Consider the following 25,155-nt stretch of genomic DNA (forward strand, 5'->3'; position numbering starts at 1 on the left):
TTACTCCTCGGGCTTATCTTCCCGCTCAATCGAGCGGGAAGTGACAGGCATATTGATGTGTGCCTTCCCCAGTTAATTCGGGAGAAACCTGGCGGCAATGGTCCTGCGCCTTCCAGCAGCGCGGATTGAAGTGGCAACCCGACGGCGGCTTCAACGGCGAAGGCAGTTCACCCTGCAGGCGAATGCGGGTCTTTTCGCGATCGGGATCGGCGATCGGCGTCGCCGACAGCAAGGCTGCCGTATAGGGATGGCGCGGCCTTGCGAAGACCTCGGCGGCGGGACCGGTTTCCACGGGACGGCCGAGATACATTACCATCACCTCGTCGGCGATATGATGGACGACGGACAGGCCGTGCGAGATGAAGAGATAGGCAAGCCCCATCTCCTTCTGCAGGTCCATCAACAGGTTCAGCACCTGCGCCTGGATCGAAAGGTCGAGCGCCGAAACCGGTTCGTCGAGCACCAGCACCTTCGGCCGCAGCATCAGGGCGCGGGCAATGGCGATGCGCTGGCGCTGGCCGCCTGAGAACATATGGGGATAGCGGCCATAATGCTCCGGACGCAGGCCGACGCGGGCCATCATCTCCTCCACCTTGCGGCGGCGGGCGGCAGCGTCGAGATTGGTGTTGATCTTCAGCGGCTCTTCGAGGATCGAGCCGACCTTCTGGCGCGGGTTGAGCGAGCCGTAGGGGTTCTGGAAGACGATCTGCACTTGGCTGCGCAGGCTGCGGTCGCCGACTTGGGCGGGCTTGCCGTCGATCAGCAATTGCCCCGATGTCGGATTCTCGATCATCGTGACCAGGCGAGCGAGCGTCGACTTGCCGCAGCCGGATTCGCCGACGACGGCGAGCGTCTTGCCGGAATGCAGGCTGAAGCTAACGCCGTTCAGCGCCTTGACGGTGGCATCGGCTTTAAACAGGCCACGATTGACGGTGTAGAAGCGGGCGAGATCCCTGCCCTCGAGAACGGCGCCCGTCATACGAGGTCTCCTGCAGTTTCAACGGCCATGATGCCGGGATGTCCGAGCGGCTTGCCGTCCTTCAAAGGATAGTTGCAGAGCGCCAGTCCGAGCTCCGGTCCCTGGCGGACGACGCCGCGATCGCATTCGACCGTGGCAAAGCCGCAGCGCGGCGCAAACAGACAGCCTGTCGGACGACCATGTTGGCCGGGAACGACACCGGCGATCGAGGGAAGACGCTGGCCGACCTTGGCGCGTTCCGGCAGAGCGGCGAGCAGGGCTGCGGTATACGGATGATGCGGATCGCGGAACAGCGCCCTCACCGGCTGTTCCTCGACCTTCTGGCCGGCATATTGCACCTGGACGCGCTCGGCGGTTTCGGCGACGACACCCATGTCGTGGGTGATCAGCACCAGCGCCATGCCCTGCTCCTTCTGCAGGCGAACGAGCAGGTCGAGGATCTGCGCCTGGATCGTCACGTCGAGCGCGGTGGTCGGCTCGTCGGCGATGAGGAGCTTCGGATTGCAGGCGAGCGCCATGGCGATCATGACGCGCTGGCTCATGCCGCCGGACATCTGATGCGGGAAGTTCGACAGGCGGTCTTCCGGCGCCGGAATGCCGACGAGGTTCAAGAGCTCGATCGAGCGTTGGCGGCGTTCCTTGCGGTTGAGGCCCATATGGACGCGCAGGGTCTCGCCGAGCTGGAAACCGACCGTGAAGCACGGATTGAGGCTCGACATCGGCTCCTGGAAGATCATCGCCATATCCTTGCCGACGATCCTGCGGCGCTGGCGGGCGGAGATGCCGCGCAGATCCTGGCCGTCGAACTGCATGCGGTCGGCGGTGATCTTTGCTGTCCAGGGCAGAAGCCCCATCAGGGCGAGCATGGCAACGGATTTGCCCGAGCCGGATTCACCGACGATCGACAGGATCTCGCCCTTGTCGCAGGCAAGCGATACGCCGTCGACGGCGCGGAAAAGACCAGAGGAAGTCTGGAATTCGACAGTCAGATTTTCGATTTCAAGAAGTGGCATCACGACCTCTTCAGCTTGGGATCGAGCGCGTCGCGCAGGCCGTCGCCCATCAGGTTGATGGCGAGAACGGTGATGAGGATGGCAAGACCCGGGAATGTCACCACCCACCAGGCGCGCGAGATGAACTCACGCGATTCGGCAAGCATCGTGCCCCATTCGGGTGTCGGCGGCTGGGCGCCCATGCCAAGGAAGCCGAGGGCGGCGGCATCGAGAATCGCCGCCGAGAAGGCGAGCGTCGCCTGGACGATCAGCGGCCCAAGACAGTTCGGCAGGATCGTCTGGAACATCAGGCGGAAAGTGCCCGCGCCTGAGACGCGCGAGGCGATGACATATTCCTTCTCGCGCTCGGACATGACCGAGGCGCGCGTCAGGCGCACGAAATGCGGCTGGTTGACCAGCGAAATCGCGATCATCGCATTGGTGAGACCGGGTCCCAGCACGGCCACCAGCACGAGAGCGAGCAACAGCGACGGGAAGGCCAGGATGATATCCATCAGGCGCATGATCGCCGTATCGATCTTGCCGCGGAAAAATCCGGCGACGAGGCCGATCAGGACGCCTGAAATGACCGAAAGCGTGACGACGACGACGCCGATGAAGAGCGAGAAGCGCGCGCCGTAGATCAGGCGCGAGAGGATATCGCGGCCGACGGCATCGGTTCCAAGCGGGAAGGAAGCGCTGCCGCCTTGCATCCAGAATGGCACCGACAGCAGGACTGCGCGGTTCTGCTCATTCGGACCGTGCGGCGCAAAGAGCGGCGCGAGGATTGCCACGACGAGGATGATTACGAAAACAACGAGGCCGATGACGGCGCCCTTGTTACGGGAGAAATAATGCCAGAACTCCGCAAGAGCGGATGGCTGGCCGGTTTTGACGGTGACCGTGCTCATGGACCGCTCCTAATGACGAATGCGCGGATTGATGAAGCCGTAGAGAACATCAACAATCAGATTGACCAGCATGATGACGCCGGCGATCAGCAGAAGACCACCCTGGACCACGGCATAATCGCGCTTGAAGACCGAATCGACCATCCATTTGCCGATGCCCGGCCAGGAGAAGATCGTCTCAGTGAGGATGGCGCCGGCAAGAAGGACGCCGATCTGCAGGCCGATCGTGGTGATGACGGGGATCATCGCATTGCGCAACGCATGCACGCCGACGACGCGCAGCGGCTTCAAGCCCTTGGAGCGCGCGGTGCGGACATAGTCCTCGCCCAGAACCTCGAGCATCGCCGAACGCGTCTGGCGCGCAATAACCGCGAGCGGAATTGTCGCCAGCACGATGGTCGGCAGAATGAGGTAACTGACGGCCGAGGAGAACGCTCCCTTCTGGCCCGACAGCAGGCTGTCGACGAGCATGAACCCGGTGACCGGCTTGAAGAAATACATCAGCGAGATGCGGCCGGAAACCGGCGTCCAGCCGAGATAGCCGGAGAAGAAGATGATGAGCAGCAGGCCCCACCAGAAGATCGGCATGGAATAACCGATGAGCGCGACACCCATCACGCTCTGATCGAACCACGTGCCTCGCTTGACGGCCGCAAAGACGCCGGCGGGCACGCCAAGACAGACGGCGATGATGATGGCACAGAGCGAAAGCTCCAGCGTTGCCGGGAACAATGTAAAGAACTCGCCGAGAACGGGCCGCTTGGTGACGATCGAGGTGCCAAGATCGCCGTGCAGCACTTTTACGAGATAATCGAAATACTGCACATATATGGGCCGGTCGAAACCGAGATCATGCATGATCTGGGCGTGACGCTCCGGCGCCATCACACGTTCACCCGACAAAAGCATGACGGGGTCGCCGGGGATCATGCGGATGAACGAGAAGGCTATCAGCGAAACGCCAAGGAATGTCGGGATCAGCACCGCGAGGCGGCCGATGAAAAAACGCAACATAGCAGGTTTTCCAATAGTTTCCGGCGGTCAGGGGAACCTGACCGCCGGCCGCACCCGGCGTTGACCGGGTAGTTTACAGATTTTTTATTATTCGGAAATGTCCACGCCGTCGAAGCGGTGAATTCCGAGCGGATCCATGAAGAAGCCCGAGACCTTCTTGCTCATCGGAACGAAGACCAACGAGTGGTCGAGTGTATTCCAGGGAGCTTCCTTCTTGAAGATCAGCTGAGCCTGCTCATACGCCTTCGTGCGCTCGGCGACGTCGGCCGTCAGCTTGGCCTTCGTCATCAGATCGTCGAATTCCTTGTTGCACCACTGAGCGCGGTTGTTGCCGCCGACAGCATCACAGCCAAGCAACGTATCCATGAAGTTGTCAGGGTCGCCGTTGTCGCCGGTCCAGCCAAGGATCACGGCACCGTCGCGTTTCTTGTCGGAGGAGAGCTTCAGATATTCGGCCCATTCATGGGTGACGATTTCCGCATCGACGCCGACCTTGGCCAAGTCGGCCTGCATCAATTCTGCGGCGCGGCGCGCGTTCAACATGTACGGACGCGAAACCGGCATCGCCCAGATCTTCATCTTCAGATCCTTGACGCCGGCATCGGCCAGCATCTTCTTCGCCGCATCGGGGTCGTACTTGTCGTCTACGACGGCATCATTATAGGACCACATCGTCGGCGGGATCGGGTTCTTGGCAACGGCCGCGGCACCCTGGAAGACGGCGTCGACGATCGCCTGCTTGTTGATCGCCATGTTCAGCGCTTTGCGGACTTCGGCCTTGTCGAAGGGAGCAATCAAGGTGTTGTAGGCAAGATACGAAACGTTCAGGCCGGCCTGCTCGAGCACGGTCAGGTTCTCGTCCTTCTTGAGTTCGGAGACGTCGGCCGCATTCGGATAAGGAATGAGGTGGCATTCGCCAGCCTTCAGCTTCTGCGCGCGGACGGCAGCATCAGAGGTGATCGCGAAAACCAGATCGTCGATCTTTTCCTTGCCCTTGAAATAGGTTTCGTTCGCCTTGTAGCGGATGACAGCATCCGGCTGGTAGGCGACGAAGGTGAACGGGCCGGTGCCGAGCGGCTGCTGGTTCATCTGCGCCATCTTGCCGTCGGCAGCAAGCTTGTCGGCATATTCCTTGGAGACGATCGAGGCGAAGTCCATGGCGAGATCGGCGAGGAACGGCGCTTCGGGATGATTGAGGACAAACTTGACTGTGAGGTCATCGACCTTCTCGATCGACTTGATCAGCTCCGGGAAGCCCATGCCGGCGGCGTATTCGTAAGAGCCGCCCTCGACATACTTGTTCCACGGATTGTCAGCCTTAAGCTGACGCTCGAACGAGAAGATGACGTCGTCGGCGTTGAAATCGCGCGTCGGCGTGAAGAAGTCGGTGGTCTGGTACTTGACGCCAGGATGAAGCTTGAAGGTGTATTCCGTGCCGTCGGCCGAAACGCTCCAGCTGTCGGCTAGGCCCGGCTCGATCTCGGTGCCGCCATGCTTGAATTCGACGAGGCGGCTATAGACCGTGCGCGACGACGCGTCGAAGGTCGTGCCTGCCGTATAGAGGCTCGGGTCGAAGCCTTCCGGCGAGCCCTCGGAGCAATAAACAAGGGTCTTGGACCAGGCCGACGTCGCCATGACGGAAATCAGGGCCGTCGCTGCCAGGAGGACAGAGATCTTTTTCATAATATTGTTTCCCGGTTGTTCTTCTTGATGTTTGGAGATCGTAGAATGCATCTCGATCGACGGTTGATGGAACGATATTTATCTACTGAAAGCAACGGGCTATGCAGAAAAATTTTCCAGCTGGACAATTTTAGAAATTTTCAGTCAAAAATCAGCCGCATTTGGAAATATTCGGACAAAAATGACCGAAATTTTGTCGCATTTGGTATAAAAGCGCGCCCATCGCGACATGCAACCGGCATTTTCCCAGCATTCGGAGGCCGATGAGACGTCCGCAAAAACAAAAACCGCGGTTGCCAGGGCAACCGCGGTTCAGAAGCAAATTCTGATCTTTAAATCAGGCGGCGGGGGCAACGATCGCGGGTTTGCGATATGCCGGCTCGCCGGTAATTCCGAGAAGAAAATTGATCTGCGGACGCGCCTTGACGAGGTCGTCGATGGAATATTCCGACAGCACGGCGAAGAAGGCGTTAAGCGCCTTGCGCAGTGCCGAATTCAAACCGCAGCTGTCGACCAGCGGGCATTCGACCTCACCGTCATCCTCGAAGCATTCGGCCATGGCGAAGCTGTCTTCCGTCACCCGAACGACGTCGAAAAGACTAATGTCGGCGGCCGGTTTGCCCAAGCGCACGCCGCCATTGCGACCGCGCACGGTTTCGACCAGACCCGCCTTGTTCAGCGGCTGAAGGATCTTGAAAAGAAAGAGCTCGGAAACGCCATAGGCCCTGGCGATTTCCGGAATCCGGCTCAAGTGCCCGTCGTTGGCAGCACAATACATCAACATGCGAACCGCATAGTTCGTCTGCTTCGTCAACCGCATGCCATTCTCCTGACTCGTCTGTTCAGACCTATATAGGCGGTTTGCTAGTTTTGAACAATTCCAAAATATGAAATTCGCATTCAGCTTATGAGGCCATTTGCCGCGACGTCAATCCCGCTCCAGGATCCCAACGTCATCGAAGATCGCCTGCTTGCGCTCGGGCGCCTTGCGCATCAGTTTGACCTCGGCGCTGGACATCCTCGACGCCGGACCGATAATCGCCGGCAGTCACTATAACGAGGAAAAATTCGGGGGCCGAAAGGCCCCCGAATTCCAGATTGCAGATTGGAATGTGGTCACGATCACTTCATCGTCGGCATGACGAATTCAGCGCCGCTCTTGATGCCGGAGGGCCAGCGGGCGGTGACGGTCTTGGTCTTCGTCCAGAACTTGATCGAATCCGTGCCGTGCTGGTTGAGGTCGCCGAAGCTCGAGGCCTTCCAGCCGCCGAAGGAGTGGTAGGCGAGCGGAACCGGGATCGGAACATTGATGCCGATCATGCCGATATTGATACGCGAGGCAAAATCGCGAGCGGCATCGCCGTCGCGGGTGTAGATCGCAACGCCGTTGCCGTATTCGTGCTTCATCGGCAACGACAGCGCTTCCTCATAGTTGTTGGCGCGAACGACGGAGAGCACAGGTCCGAAGATCTCGGTCTTGTAGATATCCATCTCCGGCGTGACGTGATCGAACAGGCAGCCGCCGACGAAATAGCCGTCTTCATAGCCCTGGAGTTTGAAATCGCGGCCGTCGACGACGAGCTTGGCGCCTTCCTCGATGCCGCGGTCGATCAACCCGCGAACACGGGTATAGGCTTCCTTGGTGACGAGCGGGCCCATGTCGGCCTTGTCGTCGGTATAGGGGCCGATGCGCAGAGATTCGATCTTCGGCGTCAGTTTCTCGACGAGGCGGTTGGCTGTCTCCTCGCCGACCGGAACGGCAACCGAGATCGCCATGCAGCGCTCGCCGGCCGAGCCGTAGCCAGCGCCCATCAGCGCGTTGACGGCCTGATCCAGGTCTGCATCGGGCATGATGATCATGTGGTTCTTGGCGCCGCCGAAGCACTGGGCGCGCTTGCCGTTCATCGCCGCGGTGCCATAGACGTAGCGGGCGATCGGCGTGGAACCGACGAAGGAGACGGCGCCGATATCGGGATCGGTGAGGATCGCGTCGACGGCGCCTTTGTCGCCATTGACGACGTTGAGGATGCCGGCGGGCAGGCCGGCCTCGATCATCAGTTCGGCGAGGCGGATCGGCAGGGAGGGATCACGCTCGGAGGGTTTCAGGATAAATGCGTTGCCACAGGCGATCGCCGGCGCAAACATCCACATCGGGATCATGCCCGGGAAATTGAAGGGGGTAATGCCGGCGCCGATGCCGACCGGCTGGCGAATCGAATACATGTCGATCGCAGGCCCAGCGCCCTCGGTGAACTCGCCCTTGGCGAGATGGGGAATGCCGCAGACGAATTCGCAGACTTCAAGGCCGCGAATGACATCGCCCTTGGCATCCTCGATCGTCTTGCCGTGCTCCTTGGAGAGGATTTCGGCAAGCTCGTCCATGTGCTTGTTCAAGAGTTCGACGAACTTGAAGAAGACGCGGGCACGGCGCTGCGGATTGGTGGCAGCCCATTTCGGCTGTGCAGCCTTGGCGTTTTCGACGGCAGCGCGCAGTTCCTCGACGCTTGCGAGTGCGACCGTCGCCTGTACTTCGCCTGTTGCCGGATTGTAGACGTTGCTTACGCGGCCGCTGGTGCCGGCAACCTGCTTGCCGCCGATGAAATGACCGATCTCACGCATGGGTGTTCCTCCTGTTTTTCGATGGCCGACAATCGCACTTCAATTTGCACAAATCAATGCGCTGATATAAGCAACCGTTGTGCGCAAATTATAGCCCTATCATTGCATCGGGCGCTGCGGCTGCTTCCAAACTTGGCACCGCACGCCAACAAGTCAAACCCCAAGGGGAGGTCAAACCGATGAGCCGGAAACCCGTCGTCAGAATGGCAGAGCTGGAGATCGATCCGGACACGCTTGAAACCTATCGCGCATTGCTCACGGAAGAAATCGAAGCATCCCTAGCGCTGGAAGACGGCGTCCTTTCCCTGAGCGCTGTTTCCGTCAGGGACAACCCGAACCAGATCCGTATTCTTGAAGTCTACGCCGACCAGGCAGCATACGAGGCTCACCTGCGAACACCGCATTTCCTTAAGTACAAGAACCAGACGGCGCACATGGTGACATCGTTAACGCTTATCGAGGTCGATCCGATCGCGATGCGTGCCAAGCCATGAACTGGGACGATGTTCGTATTTTCCTCGCCGTCGCCCGCACCGGGCAGATCCTTGCCGCCTCGAAGCGGCTGGGGCTCAATCACGCCACGCTCTCACGTCGACTGACTTCGCTGGAAGAGGCGCTGAAGACGCGGCTTTTCATCCGTCGCACGAATGGTTGCGAGTTGACGGCCGAAGGCGAAGTGTTCCTGGCATCCGCAGAGCGGATGGAAACGGAAATGCTCGCAGCACAGGCCAGCCTCGGCCACACAGATACGGCAATTGCCGGGACTGTGCGCGTCGGCGCGCCCGACGGCTTCGGTGTTTCCTTTCTTGCGCCGCGCATGGGCAGGTTGATCGAGCGCCATCCGGAGCTGAAGATCCAGCTCGTACCTGTGCCGCGCTCTTTCTCGCTCTCGCTGCGCGAGGCGGATATCGCCATCACGCTGGAGCGACCGGACCAAGGCCGGCTCGTTTCCTCGAAGCTGACGGATTACACGCTTGGCCTCTATGCCTCGCGGGATTATCTGGCTTTACAGGGAGCACCCGCCGATATCGACGCGCTCAAGGCGCATCGCCGCATCGGCTATGTCGAAGACCTGATCTTCACCGCGTCCCTGAATTTTTCCGGCGCAGTCATGCGGAGCTGGGATGCAGGCTTCGAGATTTCGACGGCGATCGGGCAGACGGAGGCGGTACGATCAGGCGCCGGCATCGGCATCCTGCACGATTATATCGCCAGGCAATATCCGGAACTCCAGCGCATTTTGCCGGAGGTTTCGATCCGGCGCGCCTACTGGACGACCTATCACGAAACGGCGCGCGACCTGCTACGCGTCAGGAGCGTCGCCGATTTTCTTCAGGAACTCGTCAGCGCCGAACGGCACATCTTTCTCTAAGTCTCGAAAGTGTGTTTTGCCGGTTCGTCGTTCTCGTCGGGATTGGGAACCGGCGCTTCGTCGGGCAGCCGATCAGGCTCCGGTTCCTTGATCGGCGGCACCGGCTTCCAGCCGGGCCCGGGCATCGGCGGCTGGTCTGGAATGGGTTCGTTGGGCACGGACATGACCGCCTCCCTTTCATGATCTTGGTTCTACACAACGTTCGGAGTTATTTGTCCGGCTTCAGCGATTCGGCAGCGCGCATCGGCATGCTGTCGATGATGGCGAAGAGCTCACCATTGGTGATCGRCTCGCTGAGCTTGAGCTTGACGGTGCCGTCCTTGCCAAGAAGGAAGGCGGCGAATTCGCCCGCCCCGGGCGCCTCGAGATCGCGGCGGATCGCTTCGCCGTCGAGGCCGTCAGCCGCACCAAAGAGCGATCGAACGCCGGCGCCGGAAATCTTCAGCACCACCAGGTCGCGCTCATCGAGGGCCGAGCGGTCGGCCAGCAACTGATTTTCCTGGCGGGCGGCGCGAGAATTATCCCTGTCGGCGAAAACCACGAAGACGCGGTTCTTCCACTGGAACTGGGCGAGGCTTTCGACCGGCGCATAAGCGCTGTTTGTCTCGTCGATCTTCGTCGCACCGTAGAGAAGGGTTTTCGACATGCATATTCTCCCGTTAACATGGAGAACGGTCCGAGATGGCACGGGTTCCATCTAATCGACAGGATCCCGGTTTTCGTTCCTGCACTCGAGAGTCTGCACGTGCGCTCCCGGATGTCAGTTTGCAAACCTTATGCAGGCCGGCCGCGGCGTTTGATAATCAACCCTTCTTTTGCATTTATGTTGAAGCTCGTGCGGCGAAAATTCATTCAACTATAGCAACGCGGCGGAACTCACCAACTCAGCAGAGCATTTTGATTTGCCCGTTGTCTCTCGCACGACACTGTGGGGGTCCAAACGCTGCCGTCTCAGCGGAATTGATTCACGCCGCTACCGGTTAGCGCCCTTCCCGCCAAACAAGGTGCCACGAGGTCCGAGAAAAAATCACGCAAACAAGAAGTCCCACGACTGAAGGCTTGAAAGAGCAACATTCGTTAGCGTTATGGTGTTGTCGGAATCGGCTGTAATAATTGTGTCACTCCCGAACTGCTCGATTGCCGCAAAAAGCGTTTCCCAGTCGGCGAAAATGCTGTGATCGATCGAAATCGCGTCATGTGCGGAGCCGGTTGCCACGAAGTTTGTGATCGTATCGTGGCCCCAGTTCAGCAAATAGACGAAGACGTCGGCTGCTGCACCACCAGTGAGGGTATCGTTGCCGGCGCCACCCGTCAGCGTATTAGAACCACTGCCGCCGACGATAACGTTGTTCAGCGCATTCCCTGTTCCGGCAAACGCTCCAGTTCCGATATAGGTGAGGTTCTCGACATTGGTCCCCAGTGTGTAGGCCGCCAGGTTCGTGCGAACCGTGTCGGTTCCCTCATTGGCGGCTTCGGTGACGAGGTCGCCGGCATTGTCGACGATATAGGTGTCGTTGCCCGCTCCGCCGATCAAGGTGTCCGCACCGACCCCGCCATTCAGGATATCGTTGCCGGCGCCGCCGGTGATCGTGTTGGCGAGCGCATTGCCGGTGCCGGTGAAGCTGGCAGATCCTGTATAGGTCAGGTTCTCGACATTGTTGCCGAGCGTATAGCTTGAAAGCGCCGTGTGGACTATGTCTATTCCCTCGTTCGCGTTCTCGATCACGATATCAGTCGCAATGTCAACGACGTAAACGTCGTCGCCCATCCCACCCGACATCTTGTCGGAGCCACCACCCCCGATCAATGTGTCGTTGCCCGCCGCCCCCGCGAGGCTGTCAGCGCCAACACCACCTGTGATAACGTTGTCAAGCAGATTCCCTGTTCCAACGAAGGTTGCCGCTCCGATGTAGGTGAGGTTCTCGACATTGGCCGCCAACGTGTGGGCACTCAGGTTCGTTCGAACTGTGTCGATCCCCCCATTGGCCGCTTCGGTGATGAGGTCGCCGGCATTGTCGACGATATAGGTGTCATTGCCAGCACCACCGATCAAACGATCGGCGCCTGCCCCGCCGTTCAGCGTATCGTTGCCGGCGCCGCCTGACAGCGTATCGATGGCAGCGCCACCCGTGATCACGTTGTCGAGATCATTGCCTGTTCCGGCGAAGGCTAGCGTGCCGATATAGGTGAGGTTCTCGAGATCGCTGCCAAGCGTATAGCTTGCCAGCGTCGTGCGAACCGTGTCGATCCCCTCATTGGCCGCTTCGGTGATGAGGTCGCCGGCATTGTCGATGATATAGATATCGTCGCCCGCACCACCGATCAGCGTGTCGGCGCCTGCCCCGCCATTCAGCATGTCGTTGAAGGCGCCGCCAGTGATTGTGTTGGCGAGCGCATTGCCGGTGCCGGCGAAATTGGCAGATCCCGTGTAGGTCAGGTTCTCCACATTGACCAATGTGGCGATCGAGTAGGCTGCAAGCAACGTGCGGATTTCATCGGTGCCGGCGTTGAGCGCCTCGTTGATCACGTCGCCCGCACTGTCGACCACATAGATGTCGTTGCCCGCTCCGCCGATCAGCGTGTCGTTGCCGGCACCGCCGTCAAGCAGATCGTTGCCAGCGCCGCCGATGATCGTGTTGGCAAGCGCATTGCCGGTGCCGGTGAAGCTGGCGGATCCCGTATAGATCAGGTTCTCGACATTGTTGCCGAGCGCATAGCTCGAAAGCGCCGTCTTGATCAGATCGGTGCCTTCATTCAGTCCTTCGGTGACCACGTCGGCCAGATCATCGACAATATAGGTGTCGTTGCCCACTCCGCCGATCAGTATGTCTGCTCCGGCCTTTCCGTCCAGGATGTCGGCACCTGCCGCGCCCCGGATCGTGTTGGCGAGGCCATTGCCTGTCCCTGTAAAGGCTGCCGTTCCGGTATAGGTGAGGTTCTCGACATCGCTGCCAAGCGTATAGCTCGCCAATGTCGTGCGAACCGTGTCGGCTCCCTCATCGGCGGCTTCGGTGACGMKGTCGCCGGCATTGTCGACGRTRTAGGYGTCGTCGCCCTCACCGCCGATCAAGCTGTCCGCACCGGCCCCGCCGTCAAGCGTGTCATTGCCGGCGCCGCCGGAAAGCGTATCGGTGGCAGCGCCACCCGTGATCGTATTGTCGAGATTGTTACCGGTACCAGCGAAAGCTCCTGTGCCGGCAAAGCTCAGGTTCTCGACATTGCCGGCAAGCGTATAGCTCGCCAAGTTCGTGCGAACCGTGTCGATCCCCTCATTGGCAGCTTCGGTGACGATGTCGCCGGCATTGTCGACGATGTAAGTGTCGTGGCCAGCCCCGCCGATCAAGGTGTCCGCACCTGCCGCGCCATTCAGCATATCGTTGCCGGTACCGCCGGTGATCGTGTTGGCCAGCGCATTGCCGGTGCCGGTGAAGCTGGCGGATCCCGTATAGGTCAGGTTCTCGACATTGACCAATGCGGCAATGGAGTAGGCTGCAAGCGCTGTCTGGACCGTATCCGTCCCTTCGTTCACATTCTCGATCACCAGATCGGTCGCAATATCGACCACATAGATGTCGTCACCCGTCCCGCCCGACATCGTGTCGGCGCCACCACCGCCGATCAAAGTGTCGTTGCCACCAGCCCCCATGAGCTTGTCGGCAGCAACACCACCTATGATAACGTTGTCGAGCAGATTGCCTATCCCGGTAAAGGCTGCCGTTCCGATGTAGGTGAGGTTCTCGACATTGGCCGCCAATGTGTGGGCGGCCAATGTCGTACGAACCGTGTCGATCCCCTCATTGGCGGCTTCGGTGACGACGTCGCCGGCATTGTCGACGATAAAGGTGTCATTGCCCTCACCGCCGATCAAACGATCGGCGCCTGCCCCGCCGTTCAGCACATCATTGCCGGCGCCGCCGGAAAGCATATCGATGGCAGCGCCACCCGTGATCGTGTTGTCGAGACTATTGCCTGTTCCGACGAAGGCTACCGTGCCGATATAGGTGAGGTTCTCGACATCGCTGCCAAGCGTATAGCTTGCCAGTGTGGTGCGAACCGTATCGGTTCCGGCATCGGCGGCTTCGGTGACGATGTCGCCGGCATGGTCGACGATATAGGTGTCGTCGCCCGCGCCACCGATCAAGGTATCCGCACCGCCCCCGCCATTCAGCGTGTCGTTGCCGATACCGCCGGTGATCGTGTTATCAAGCACATTGCCCGTGCCGGTGAAGTTGGCGGACCCCGTGTAGGTCAGGTTCTCGACATTGACCAAGGCGGCGATCGAGTAGGCTGCAAGCGCCGTGCGGATTTCGTCGGTGCCGGCGCCGACCGCCTCGTTGATTACGTCGGTCGCACTGTCGACCACATAGATGTCGTCGCCCGTCCCGCCCGACATCGTGTCGGAACCGGCCCCGCCGATCAATGTGTCGTTGCCGGCGCCGCCGATCAGCGTATCATTGCCGGTGCCGCCATCAAGCGTGTCGTTGCCGGCGCCGCCGGTGATCGTGTTGACGAGCGCATTGCCGGTGCCGGTGAAGCTGSCGGATCCCGTATAGAGCAGGCTCTCGACATTCGCCCCCAGTGTGTAGGCGGTCAGCGTCGTGCGAACCGTGTCAATACCCACCTCGGCCGCTTCGGTGACGAGGTCGCCGGCATTGTCGACGATATAGGTGTCGTTGCCCGCACCACCGATCAAGCTGTCCGCACCGGCCCCCCCGTCCAGGGTATCGGCACCTGCCGCGCCCCTGATCGTGTTGGCAAGGTCATTGCCCGTGCCGGTGAAGGCTACCGTGCCGATATAGGTGAGATTCTCGACATTGGCGGCAAGCGTATAGCTTGCCAGTGTCGTGCGAACCGTGTCGCTTCCCGCATCGACGTCCTCGGTGACGCTGTCGCCGGCATTGTCGACGATGTAGGCGTCGTCGCCCKCMCCGCCGATCAAGCCGTCGGCGCCTGTCCCGCCGTTCAGTGTGTCATTGCCGGCGCCGCCGGTGATCGTGTTGGCAAGCGCATTGCCGGTGCCGGTGAAGCTCGCGGATCCCGAATAGGTCAGGTTCTCGACATTGACCAATGCGGCGATCGAGTAGGCTGCAAGCGCCGTGCGGATTTCGTCGGTGCCGGCGCTGACCTGCTCATTGATCACGTCGCTCGCACTGTCGACCACATAGATGTCGTTGCCGGCACCACCGCTCAGCGTATCATTGCCGGCTCCGCCGTCCAGAAGATCGTTGCCGGCGCCGCCGGTGATCGCGTTGGCGAGGCTGTTTCCCGTCCCGCTAAAATCGCCGGTGCCGATGAAGGTCAGGTTTTCGACATTGGCAGTCAAGGCATAGGAGGAAAGCGCCTTGATCAGATCGGTTCCTTCATTCAGCCCTTCGGTGACCACATCGGAAAGATCATCGACGATATAGATGTCGTTGCCCGCTTCGCCGATCAGTATGTCTGCTCCAGCCTTCCCGTCTAGGGTGTCGGCACCCGCCGCGCCCTTGATCGTGTTAGCAAGGCTATTGCCCGTCCCGGTAAAGGCTGCCGTGCCGCTATAGGTGAGGTTCTCGACATCGCTACCAAGCGTATAGGCTGCCAGGGTCGTGCGAACCGTGTCGATCCCCCCATTGGCAGCTTCGGTGACGCGGTCGTCGGCATTGTCGATGACATRGGTGTCGTTGCCCGTACCGCCGATCAAGGTGTCCGCACCTGTCCAGCCATCCAGCGTGTCATTGCCGGCGCCGCCGGAAAGCGTATCGGTGGCGCCGCCCCCGGTGATCACGTTATCGAGATTGTTGCCCGTGCCCACAAACCCAAACGCCCAAGGTCCGTGATAGGTGAGGTTCTCGACGTTGGCGCTCAGTGTGTAGCCCGTAAGATACGTCTGCACCGTATCGATGCCCTCGTCGGCGTTTTCAATGATAGTGTCGCCGACATCGTAAACGACATAAATATCGTTGCCGGTCCCGCCCGTAAGCGAGTCAGCTCCCCGGCCACCGTCCAGAGTATCGTTGCCTGCCCCACCAGAAAGCGTGTCATTGCCCGTCCCACTGGTGATCATATTGTCGAGGCTATTGCCGGTACCGGTAGAATTGCCGTTGCTCCGGAGGACGAGGTTCTCGACATTGGCGATCCCCGCCAGCGAATAAGCGGCAAGATCGGTCAAGATCCTGTCAACGCCGCCGTCGGTCGCCTCGACCACGATATCGCCGAGACTATCGACGATATAAGTATCATCACCCGCACCACCGATCAGAGTGTCGGCGCCGGCCTTCCCATCCAGCCAATCAAATCTCGTCCCTCCGGTAATCACATTGTCCGCCGCGTTGCCATAACCGGCGAACCCGTCGGTGCCGGTGTAGGTCAGGTTTTCGACGTTGGTGCCGAGTGTAAAATCCCCAACCGCCGTCCGGACCGTGTCCGTCCCCTCATTAGCATTCTCAATCACAGCATCGTTGGCATTGTCGACGATGTAGACGTCGTTGCCCACCCCGCCCGACATCTTGTCGATTCCGGTCCCGCCGTCGAGCGTGTCATTGCCGGAATCGCCGGTAAGGGAATCATTTCCTGCATTGCCCCAGAGGGTATTATCCGCCTCGTTGCCTGTGATCGTATCATTGCCGGAGCCGGCCTTAACGTTCTCGATCAAGGACGCAGTATTGTCGTGATAAAGAAGGGCGTTGAAAATATTGCCGCGGGCATAACCATTATTCGGACCTCCTCCCAGGTCGGCCAACTGGCCCTGGGAAAAGACCGAATATCCCCCTGCACGCAAGTCGATCTTGAGGGCGGTGGTATAAGCGCTCAAATCATAGGTATCGATACCGCCGCCGTCCCAGATTGTCGCGAAGATGCGGTTGGCAGCGGGCGTGATGGCCGCAACGCCGTTGACATAAGTGATGCCCTGGTTCGGATTCCATTTGTAGACGGTATCGCCGCTGTTCGTCGTGTAGTCCGCACCATACATTTCCTGCAGGGCGGCGATGTCGAGCATCATGAAGGTTTGTGGCGCGCCATCATGCTCATACTTGGCCCCCCTCTCATCGTCTCCGATAAATGTGTGGTAGGTCATGATCGTGTATTCGAGCGAGTCGTAGGCGCTCGGAACGACTGCCCCCCCTTCGTGAGCATGTTTCAGTCCGAGAGCGTGACCCAGCTCGTGCGCCAAGGTTTGGCCCGCATAGTTGCCGAACCTCGGGAAGCGATAATCATCTTCGGTGCCAGCATATCCCGTCCCGAACCAGATATCACCACCCCGCTCGCCGGCAGCTGGGAAATAGGCCCCTGCCGTCTCCAGATAGGGATCCGAGGTTTGTGCAAACCGCACCGTTGCGGTATTCGCGCTTCCGGCCTCAAAGTTGGCGTTCGTGAACCCCTCGACGGAGAAGCCGTCATTTGCCGCACTCCCATAGGATTGCTCCATAAAGTACAAGGCGAGAGACTGCTGCTGCGACGATATTGGAGTGAAAGAATAATACTTCTCGTAGTATAAATCGGCGCCATCATCGGCATACGATGACGAGGTGGTGGGAAACGCATAGGTTATCGTTCCGTCCCAGGCGGTGCCGCTGAAGAGCCCGTCTACTTTCTGATCCCCAGTCGAGCTGACGTTCTTCGTCGGAGTAATAAGGTCCGTCATAAAATACCCGTTTGCCTATTCCATTCGGCCGCGCCTAATGCCGGTTTCCCTCTGCCCCAAATCAGGGGAAAATTCAACTAAAAGCTTTATTTCGCTTGAGGAAGTTTTTGACCTTAGTAACCAACGCTCATGAAGCGCTTTCTCCGCAACTCTATCGAGGGCCAGAAGCCATATTCCAGGATCCTGTGCTCGCCCGTTCGAACCTTCGCAATTGCTGCCACGACGGCACTTAAATTGACGTTACAGTCATCTGTTGAAATTTAATAAGTCTCAGGCTTGGTGATATCGGGAGAGCGAGAGGTCCGCATTGTTTCGGCGCCGCCGAACGTTGTCTCCGCCTGGGCGGATCATTCCGTATCGAGTGGCGTATTGTCGCAATCGCGGACCTCGCAGCTGCGTGCCTAACATTTAGCTCACACGGCGGTATGGCACCATACGGACGGGTTGCGCTTCTTRAATGTTCGATTTTATGTGGCAAATAAGCAGCAAATTCGCCACCGGCAGCGTAGGTGCTCTTCAGGGTGCCGCGCCATTAGTTTTCGAGATGTTGCTCGTTAGTCGGGGGCACGTTTCGTATGCCATTCCACACGTGAAAGGTCGCGCTTTTGGCAAAACACTCCAACATCGGTGCAGGATCGTTACAGATACAGTTAATCGTCTATATCGACGATTTTCGGTCGAAATGACATTGGCTAAAACAATTCGCCTGATGGGGAGTTGACGTGGGGGGATGGTACGGTTGGGGGGTCTCGAACCTCCGACCTCAGGTGCCACAAACCTGCGCTCTAACCAACTGAGCTACAACCGCATAAATCGCGCTCGGCGCGATGGGGGTCACATACGAGGACTTGGCKACGAATTCAAGCCCCATTCCTCGTCAATATACAAAAAGGCCGGACGCGAGGTCCAGCCTTTTTGTTTCTGGTCGATAGAGACCGATCAGGCAACCTTGAAGGAGGCCATGGCCTTTTCGGCGGCGTCCTTGGAAGGCTTTGCGAGCTTTTCGGCAACCTGCTTGGTGGTTTCCTGCATCGACTTCGCCTGTTCGACAGCCAGCTCGGCCTGCTTGCGCAGGAACGAGGTCTGCAGTTCGAAGAATTCGACGGGGGACTTGACGCCGAGCAGCGCTTCCAGGTGCGAGATCGAGCTCTCGGCGTTGACACGCAGAGCGTCGATCGCCTTCAGGCCGATCTCGACCGTGCCGGCCTGTGCCGTCTGGACGGTGGCCTCGAGCGTCTTGCCGGCTTCCTCGCCAGCGGTCTTCAGCTTGGCATAGGCATCCTTCGACTGCTGAGCGCCCTTTTCGGCGAACTCACGGAAAGATTCGGTGAACTTCGACGGGTCGAAAGAAGCAATTGAAAAAACGTCGTCGGTCTTTATGGTAGCCATGGGTCGCATCCTTTGGGTTGAGGCAGCCGCTGCCTGCATTAGTTGGATGATGCTTATATAAGACATTTCATTGTGCATTGCAACAATTATTGTGCAATGCACAAGACGTTAACCTTTCCGGCCGAAAACCCCCTCCTCTGCTGGACCGGCATGCGCCCCGCAGTTATTAATAAGCCGTTAATTTAAGAAGGCCGACAGCGACAAGGTTCGAACATGCCCGCAGTCCRATATCCGTTCATCGACATCGCCGTGCATGCACGGGTGCGGGAACGCTTTTCACGCGGCGAGGCCATGGTGCTGCTTTCGGCCGATCTTGCCCGTCTGCTCTGGGCGAACGGTGCGGGTGCGGAGCTTTTCGGCCATTCGGCGGTCTATGATCTGCTCGATCAGGGCGTCGACCGCGCCGACATAACCTTCCGCCAATTGGAAACGGCGGCGCGCCAGCTCACCGATATCGGCGACAGCCGCAGCCTGATGATCCGCGTTGCCAAGGGCTTTCAGCGTGCACAGGTACAGGCGGCTGCCGAACTGATCCGCCTTTCCCAGGGCGAAAAGGCCATCCTGTTTTCGGTGCCGGTCTCGGCAAAGCCGCTCGCGTCAGGCGCATCGGCGGCCCAGATGCTGCAGGGACTTGATGATCCCGATACGCATATGGCGGTGATCGGCGCCAATGGCGAGGTGATCGCGGCTTCGCCGGGCTTTGTCTCGCTCGGGATCTCCGAGCAGACGGCAAAGACCTTGATCAACCTTGCCGGCGCACATCCCGACCGGTTGGTGAAGCGTCCCGTCGCCACCGCCAGAGGCAATCTTCCGGCCGCGGTCGGCAAACTCAGCGACGATCCGGCGCTCAATCTGCTCTTTGCTGTGGAGACCGCGATCGATCATATCGACCCGATCGATACGCCCGCGCTCGACCCGGTCGATGCGCCGGCACAGGAAGAAAGCGCGCCGTCTGCCGAAGCGCTTCGGGACGAGCCTCTTGCCACCGCAGGCTTCATCGAGATCATCGACGCGGTCTCGGGGATCGAAGAGGTCGAGGAGACGCTCGAGGAGATCGCCGGGGAAAGCGAACAGCCGACGGAGACTGCGGCGGCATCCACAGACGAGGCGGTTGAAGAGACGCAAACTGCCGGACATGCGGAGCCCGATAGCGACGGCGGCGTGATCGACGGTGGCGCGGATGAGGCCCAGGAGCCTGCCGCGGTCATCGAGGACAACTTGGCCTCCGTTGCGGAGACGGTGGAAACAGCGGCGCCGGCGGAAGCGCCTGTCGACACCAGCGAAACGCCTATCGAAGACACGCCGGAAGCGGTCCATGAAGAACCCGTCATCGCAACGCCTATGGTCCCCGACGCGCCCCCTGCCGTTGAGCTTGCGGCTGAGCCCGGCTTCGTCTTCAGGCCGAATAGCCGCGCCACGCGCTTCGTCTGGAAGATCGACGCCGAAGGCCGGTTCAATGAGGTCAGCCACGAATTTGCCCAAGCCGTCGGTCCRCATGCGTCCGACATTATCGGCTCTGCCTTCGGCGACGTCGCCGCCCTCTTCAATCTCGATCCTGACGGCAAGCTTTCCGAGGCGCTCGCCCGCCGCGACACATGGTCGGGCAAGACGATCCTCTGGCCGGTCGAAGGCACCAGCCTCGTCGTTCCGGTCGATCTGGCGGCGCTGCCAACCTATACCCGCAACCGCGACTTCGATGGTTTCCGCGGCTTTGGCGTCGTCCGGCTTTCCGATGCGCAGGAAGATCCGCTGGCGCTCGGCCTGACACTCGGCCCGGACGGCATTGGCCATGATGCAGCGAGCCTCGGCCCGCCCGCCGAGGCCATTGCCGAGGTGGCACACGAAGCCGAGGCAGAGCCTGAAGAGGCCCCGATCGAGCCCGCCCTGACGGACGGGATCGAGGACCGGGCGCTTATGACAAGCGAGCCGCTGACAGAGCCAGCGCCGGAAGAGATTGCCACCGAGCAGGCGACCGGCGAGGCATCTGCCCCGGAAAGTGCTGCGGAAAAAACGGAAGGCAGCGCACAAGCCGGCGACGTGTCTGCCACCGAGCCAGCGGCGGAGTTTTCGGACGAGCCGCCGGCGCTTCGGATTTCGGAAACGCCCAATCGCCGTTTCTCCGACAAGATCGTTCAGCTCCACAACAGCGGCGCTGGACTGACGGCTGCCGAACACGCCAATTTCCGCGAGATCGCCAAACGTCTCGAAGCCTTCGGCACCCGCAAGGAAGAGCCTGTCGCCCCGGCGCCGATGGAACCCAGCGCCGCGGCGCCGGCGGAACCCGCCGTCACGGAAACGGCGGGCTTCGAAGAGGCCTCCGGACCCGAAGAGTTCGAGGCCGAAACTCCCACCGCCGACAAGGCGGAAATACCGTCGATCGAGGAGATCGCGCCGCAGGAGGCGATCTTCGAGAATGCCGTCGAGGCGCAGCGCGAAGACGACGGCGCCACCGAAGAACCGGCTGTCATCGCCGAGGACGAGGCGACGGAAGGGCTGGAGGAGACGGTCAGCCAGATCGAGGTTCTCACCAGCTTCATCCCGCCGCGCGTCAAGATGACGGACGGGCTGTCGATCGGAACGGTCGACCTACTGCCTGTTGCCGTGCTCATCCATGTCGGCGATGCGCTGCTCCACGCCAATCCGGAATTCATGCGGCTGACCGGCTACAATTCGCTCGAGGCATTGCGTGAGGTGGGTGGCATCGAAGCCCTGCTGCAGCGCCGCGAACTCGAGGAGAGGGCCACCGGTTCCAGCACCATGATGCTCGTCAAGGCTGATGATACTCTGGCGCCGGTAACCGCGCGGCTGCAATCGGTGCGCTGGGAAGATGCCAACGCCCTGATGCTGGCGCTGATGCCGGTGGAAGGCAAGGACGATGGCCGTGGCGAAGCAAGCCGTTCCGAGGGTCGTTCCGAAGGCCGCCCCGAGCGGATGGTCGAAAAGGTCGCCAAACTTCAGGTCGAAGTGGAAGAATTGCGCTCGATCCTGGAAACTGCGACCGACGGCGTCGTCGTCATCGGCACGGAGGGTGACATCCGCTCGATGAACCGCTCGGCCAGCGCGCTTTTCAACTACGACGAGCAGGAGACGCGCGGCAAACCCTTCGTCATGCTGTTTGCCCATGAGAGCCAGAAGGCGGTCATGGACTATCTGAACGGCCTCTCCGGCCATGGCGTGGCAAGTGTGTTGAACGACGGGCGCGAAGTGATCGGCCGCGAGGCCGCCGGCGGCTTCGTGCCACTGTTCATGACGATGGGCCAACTCACCTCCTCCAATGGCTATTGCGCGGTGATCCGCGATATCACCCAGTGGAAGCGCACCGAGGACGAACTGCGCAACGCCAAGGGTGCGGCCGAAACCGCCAACGCTCACAAGACCGATTTCCTCGCCCGTGTCAGCCATGAGATCCGCACACCGCTCAACGCCATCATCGGCTTTTCCGACATGATGGCGGGCGAGCGTTTCGGGCCGATCGGCCATCCCCGTTACATCGAATATGCCAACGACATCGGCCGCTCCGGCCGGCACGTGCTCGACATCGTCAACGACCTGCTCGACATTTCGAAGATCGAAGCGGGCGAAATGGACCTCGACTTCGCCGCTGTCGGCCTCAACGAGGCAGTCTCCGAGGCCGTGGCGCTGGTACAGCCGCAGGCGAACGGCCAGCGCGTCATCATCCGCACGGCCCTGTCGCAGGCAGTACCCGAGGTCGTGGCCGATCTGCGCTCGATCAAGCAAATCGCCCTGAACATCCTGTCGAACGCCATCCGCTTCACCCCATCAGGCGGGCAGATCGTCGTTTCCACGTCTTATGAAGCGAATGGCAGCGTCGTCCTCAGGGTTCGCGATACCGGCATCGGCATGACGCGAAGCGAACTCGACCAGGCGATGAAGCCGTTCCGGCAGGTCTCCTCGACCCAATCGCGTCATCGCGGCGACGGCACCGGGCTCGGCCTGCCGCTGACCAAGGCGATGGTCGATGCCAACCGGGCGACATTCTCGATCAATTCGGCGCCGAACGAGGGCACGCTCGTCGAAATCACCTTCCCGTCACAGCGCGTGCTGGCCGGCTAAAGCACCGTGCGTCGATTCAAAAAGTGTTACAGCGTCCTTTGCGCGCATAATGAGACACGCTGCGGTGTAAGCGCCATAAAGAAAAGGCAGCCAGAGGCTGCCTTGAATTTGGTGCTGTTCAACAAGAGCTTGGTGAATCAACGTCATGTTTCGGAGGCCAGAAGGCCTCAGGCCGCCTCGTTCATGTGCGGCCCCCAAGATAGCTTCACATTTGACAAACCTTTCTTAACGAAAGGTTTCCATGACAGGACATTGATAAAGGGTGAAAGCTTGTAATCTCCGATCGCAGTCAATCCCTCAATTCGCTTAACCCGGCGAAGAGCCGCAGCGCCTCAGGATTGGCAAGCGCTTCCTGGTTCTTCACCGGCCGGCCGTGAACGACCTCCCGCACGGCAAGCTCGACGATCTTGCCGGATTTGGTTCGGGGAATGTCGGCAACCGCGATGATCTTCGCCGGCACGTGCCGCGGCGAGGCGCCGGTGCGAACACGCGTCTTGATCGCCTTGACGAGATCCTCCGTCAGCGTCACATCGGGGGCAAGGCGAACGAAGAGGATGACACGCACGTCGTCGTCCCACTCCTGGCCGATGCACAGCGCCTCGGCCACCTCCTCCATCTGCTCTACCTGATTGTAGATCTCGGCCGTGCCGATGCGCACGCCGCCGGGATTGAGCGTCGCATCCGATCGGCCGTGGATGACAAGGCCGCCATGCTCCGTCCATTCGGCGAAATCGCCGTGGCACCAGACATTGTCGAACCGGTCGAAATAGGCGGCGCGATATTTGGCGCCATCGGGATCGTTCCAGAACATCACCGGCATCGACGGGAAGGCCTTGGTGCAGACGAGTTCACCCTTCTCCCCTCGCACCGGTTTGCCATCATCGTTCCAGACGTCGACCGCAAGGCCGAGGCCGGCTCCCTGGATCTCGCCGCGCCAGACCGGCTGCAGCGGATTGCCGAGCACGAAGCAGGAAACGATATCGGTGCCGCCTGAGATCGAAGCGAGCTGTACATCCTTCTTGATGCYCTCATAGACGAAGGTGAACCCCTCCGGCGACAGCGGCGAGCCGGTCGAGGTCATCAGCCGGAGGCTGGAGAGATCGTGGCTCACACGCGGCGTCAGCCCGCCCTTGCGCACCGCATCGATATATTTCGCCGAGGTGCCGAAGATGGCGAATTTTTCGGCCTCGGCATAGTCGAACAACACGTTGCCGTCGGGTGCGAAGGGCGAGCCGTCGAACAGGCAGAGCGTTGCGCCGCTGGCAAGGCCGCTGACCAGCCAGTTCCACATCATCCAGCCGCAAGTGGTGAAGTAAAACAGCTTCTCGCCGGCCTCCAGGCCGCAATGCAGCCGCTGCTCCTTGAGGTGCTGCAGCAGCGTGCCGCCGGCCGAATGCACGATGCATTTCGGCACGCCCGTGGTGCCTGATGAAAAGAGGATGTAAAGCGGGTGCGAAAAACCGAGCCGTGTGAACTCGACCTCCCTTGCCTCGTAAGGCGCGACAAAGGCTTCGAGCGTTAAAGCCCCCGGGGTCTTGAGCGCCACCGCCTCGGCATCGCCGGCGTAATGGACGATGATCGTTGGGACATCCAGGCTTTTTGCGACCGCCGCGACCTTGGCGCCGACATCCTGCAGCTTGCCGGAATACCAATAGGCATCGCAGGCGATGAAGAGCCTTGGCTCAATCTGGCCGAAGCGGTCGAGCACACCCTGCTCGCCGAAATCAGGCGAACACGACGACCAGATGGCGCCGACCGAGGCGGCGGCGAGCATGGCGGCGACGGTCTCCGGCATGTTCGGCATCATCGCGGCGACGCGGTCGCCCTTGCCGATGCCGCGTGCTACAAAGGCCTGCTGCAGCTTCGAGACCAGCGCGCGCAGCCGGTCCCACGACCAGCGGTCCTCGGCCTTGTCCTCGCCGCGGAAGATGATCGCATCGCCCTCACCGCGGCCAGACAGCAGGTTCTCGGCGAAGTTCAGCGTCGCATCGGGAAAGAAGCGGGCTTCCAGCATGCGGTCGCCATTGGCAAGCACCTCTGCGCCACGCTCCCCCTGCACGCCGCAAAAATCCCAGACGGTCGACCAGAAGTTCTCCCGCTCGGCCACCGACCATGCATGCAGATCCTCAAAGCCCGAAAGAGAAAGCCCGAAGTCGGCATTGCAGCGCTCCATGAAGGCATGGATCGGGCTCTTTGCAATGGCATCCTCCGAGGGCACCCAAAGTGGTCTGTTATCCTGCATTCAATCCTCCTCCCCAATGCCGTCCTTATATCATGCTGCATTGCATTATAAAGCGTGGAACCGACGCGATCCGACGCCTAGAGTATGATGTCGAAAAGTGTGAGCGATTTTCGGACGACATCATGCTCCAACTATTTAATTGAAAGTGCTACAGCGTCCTTTGCGGGTCTGAAAAGACGCGCGGCGCTGTAGGGATTTGCATATGCCTGATATTTCCTATATCCGGCGAAATCAGCGCATAACGGGATGACCGGCTGAA

General features: G+C 60.2%; 15 protein-coding genes and 1 tRNA gene. 3 read left to right on the plus strand and 13 right to left on the minus strand.

Features of this window, described 5'->3' with window-relative positions:
• Positions 1-25: 25 nt before the first annotated feature.
• The 7 genes from AC1ECN_RS02645 to AC1ECN_RS02675 all read right to left on the minus strand — a co-directional run bounded on the left by AC1ECN_RS02645 (position 26) and on the right by AC1ECN_RS02675 (position 8,198).
• A complete protein-coding gene (locus AC1ECN_RS02645) occupies positions 26-979 on the minus strand; it encodes a peptide ABC transporter ATP-binding protein (RefSeq protein WP_018070262.1) in 954 nt (317 codons plus the stop codon).
• Positions 976-1,992, minus strand: coding sequence for an ABC transporter ATP-binding protein (locus tag AC1ECN_RS02650; RefSeq protein ID WP_020572222.1), 1,017 nt, complete (start codon positions 1,990-1,992; stop codon positions 976-978). The genes AC1ECN_RS02645 and AC1ECN_RS02650 overlap by 4 nt, the downstream gene beginning before the upstream one ends.
• Positions 1,992-2,882: an ABC transporter permease subunit gene (locus AC1ECN_RS02655; RefSeq protein ID WP_018070264.1), complete on the minus strand. Its 891-nt coding sequence runs from the start codon at positions 2,880-2,882 to the stop codon at positions 1,992-1,994. Before AC1ECN_RS02655 ends, AC1ECN_RS02650 begins: the two co-directional genes overlap by 1 nt.
• 9 nt (positions 2,883-2,891) lie before the next feature.
• On the minus strand, positions 2,892-3,896 hold the full coding sequence (locus AC1ECN_RS02660; RefSeq protein ID WP_130664100.1) for an ABC transporter permease subunit: 1,005 nt from the start codon (positions 3,894-3,896) through the stop codon (positions 2,892-2,894).
• Positions 3,897-3,983: 87 nt separating this feature from the next.
• Entirely contained in the window at positions 3,984-5,579 is a 1,596-nt protein-coding gene (locus tag AC1ECN_RS02665; protein ID WP_018070266.1) for an ABC transporter substrate-binding protein, read from the minus strand.
• A 337-nt stretch (positions 5,580-5,916) separates the two neighbouring features.
• Positions 5,917-6,399, minus strand: a complete 483-nt coding sequence (gene rirA, locus AC1ECN_RS02670; protein WP_003545647.1) for an iron-responsive transcriptional regulator RirA — start codon at positions 6,397-6,399, stop codon at positions 5,917-5,919.
• 302 nt (positions 6,400-6,701) lie between these two features.
• Positions 6,702-8,198 (minus strand): CoA-acylating methylmalonate-semialdehyde dehydrogenase, encoded by a 1,497-nt coding sequence (locus AC1ECN_RS02675; protein ID WP_018070268.1) that lies wholly within the window; start codon positions 8,196-8,198, stop codon positions 6,702-6,704.
• Between the two features lie 179 nt (positions 8,199-8,377).
• Between AC1ECN_RS02675 and AC1ECN_RS02680 the strand changes: the two genes are divergently transcribed.
• Together AC1ECN_RS02680 and AC1ECN_RS02685 are read left to right on the plus strand one after the other, a co-directional pair.
• On the plus strand, positions 8,378-8,692 hold the full coding sequence (locus AC1ECN_RS02680) for a putative quinol monooxygenase (protein WP_018070269.1): 315 nt from the start codon (positions 8,378-8,380) through the stop codon (positions 8,690-8,692).
• Entirely contained in the window at positions 8,689-9,570 is an 882-nt protein-coding gene (locus AC1ECN_RS02685) for a LysR family transcriptional regulator (protein ID WP_018070270.1), read from the plus strand. Before AC1ECN_RS02680 ends, AC1ECN_RS02685 begins: the two co-directional genes overlap by 4 nt.
• On the opposite strand, the gene AC1ECN_RS02690 is transcribed toward AC1ECN_RS02685, so the two are convergent.
• The 5 genes from AC1ECN_RS02690 to AC1ECN_RS02710 all read right to left on the minus strand — a co-directional run bounded on the left by AC1ECN_RS02690 (position 9,567) and on the right by AC1ECN_RS02710 (position 18,580).
• Positions 9,567-9,734: a hypothetical protein gene (locus AC1ECN_RS02690; protein ID WP_017990318.1), complete on the minus strand. Its 168-nt coding sequence runs from the start codon at positions 9,732-9,734 to the stop codon at positions 9,567-9,569. The genes AC1ECN_RS02685 and AC1ECN_RS02690 overlap by 4 nt on opposite strands.
• A 44-nt stretch (positions 9,735-9,778) precedes the next feature.
• Positions 9,779-10,216, minus strand: a complete 438-nt coding sequence (locus AC1ECN_RS02695; RefSeq protein ID WP_477952121.1) for a DUF4174 domain-containing protein — start codon at positions 10,214-10,216, stop codon at positions 9,779-9,781.
• A 381-nt stretch (positions 10,217-10,597) separates the two neighbouring features.
• On the minus strand, positions 10,598-17,191 hold the full coding sequence (locus AC1ECN_RS02700; protein WP_477952122.1) for a M10 family metallopeptidase C-terminal domain-containing protein: 6,594 nt from the start codon (positions 17,189-17,191) through the stop codon (positions 10,598-10,600).
• A 731-nt stretch (positions 17,192-17,922) separates the two neighbouring features.
• Positions 17,923-17,999, minus strand: a tRNA-His gene (locus AC1ECN_RS02705).
• 131 nt (positions 18,000-18,130) lie between these two features.
• A complete protein-coding gene (locus AC1ECN_RS02710; RefSeq protein WP_130671977.1) occupies positions 18,131-18,580 on the minus strand; it encodes a phasin in 450 nt (149 codons plus the stop codon).
• A gap of 213 nt (positions 18,581-18,793) precedes the next feature.
• On the opposite strand from AC1ECN_RS02710, the gene AC1ECN_RS02715 reads away from it, so the two are divergent.
• Positions 18,794-22,654, plus strand: coding sequence for an ATP-binding protein (locus tag AC1ECN_RS02715; protein WP_477952124.1), 3,861 nt, complete (start codon positions 18,794-18,796; stop codon positions 22,652-22,654).
• 289 nt (positions 22,655-22,943) lie between these two features.
• Here AC1ECN_RS02715 and AC1ECN_RS02720 read toward each other — a convergent pair whose 3' ends face one another.
• Positions 22,944-24,896 (minus strand): acetoacetate--CoA ligase, encoded by a 1,953-nt coding sequence (locus AC1ECN_RS02720; protein WP_477952126.1) that lies wholly within the window; start codon positions 24,894-24,896, stop codon positions 22,944-22,946.
• Between the last annotated feature and the right edge of the window lie 259 nt (positions 24,897-25,155).

Source organism: Rhizobium sp. 01N447_2 (genome assembly GCF_056399245.1).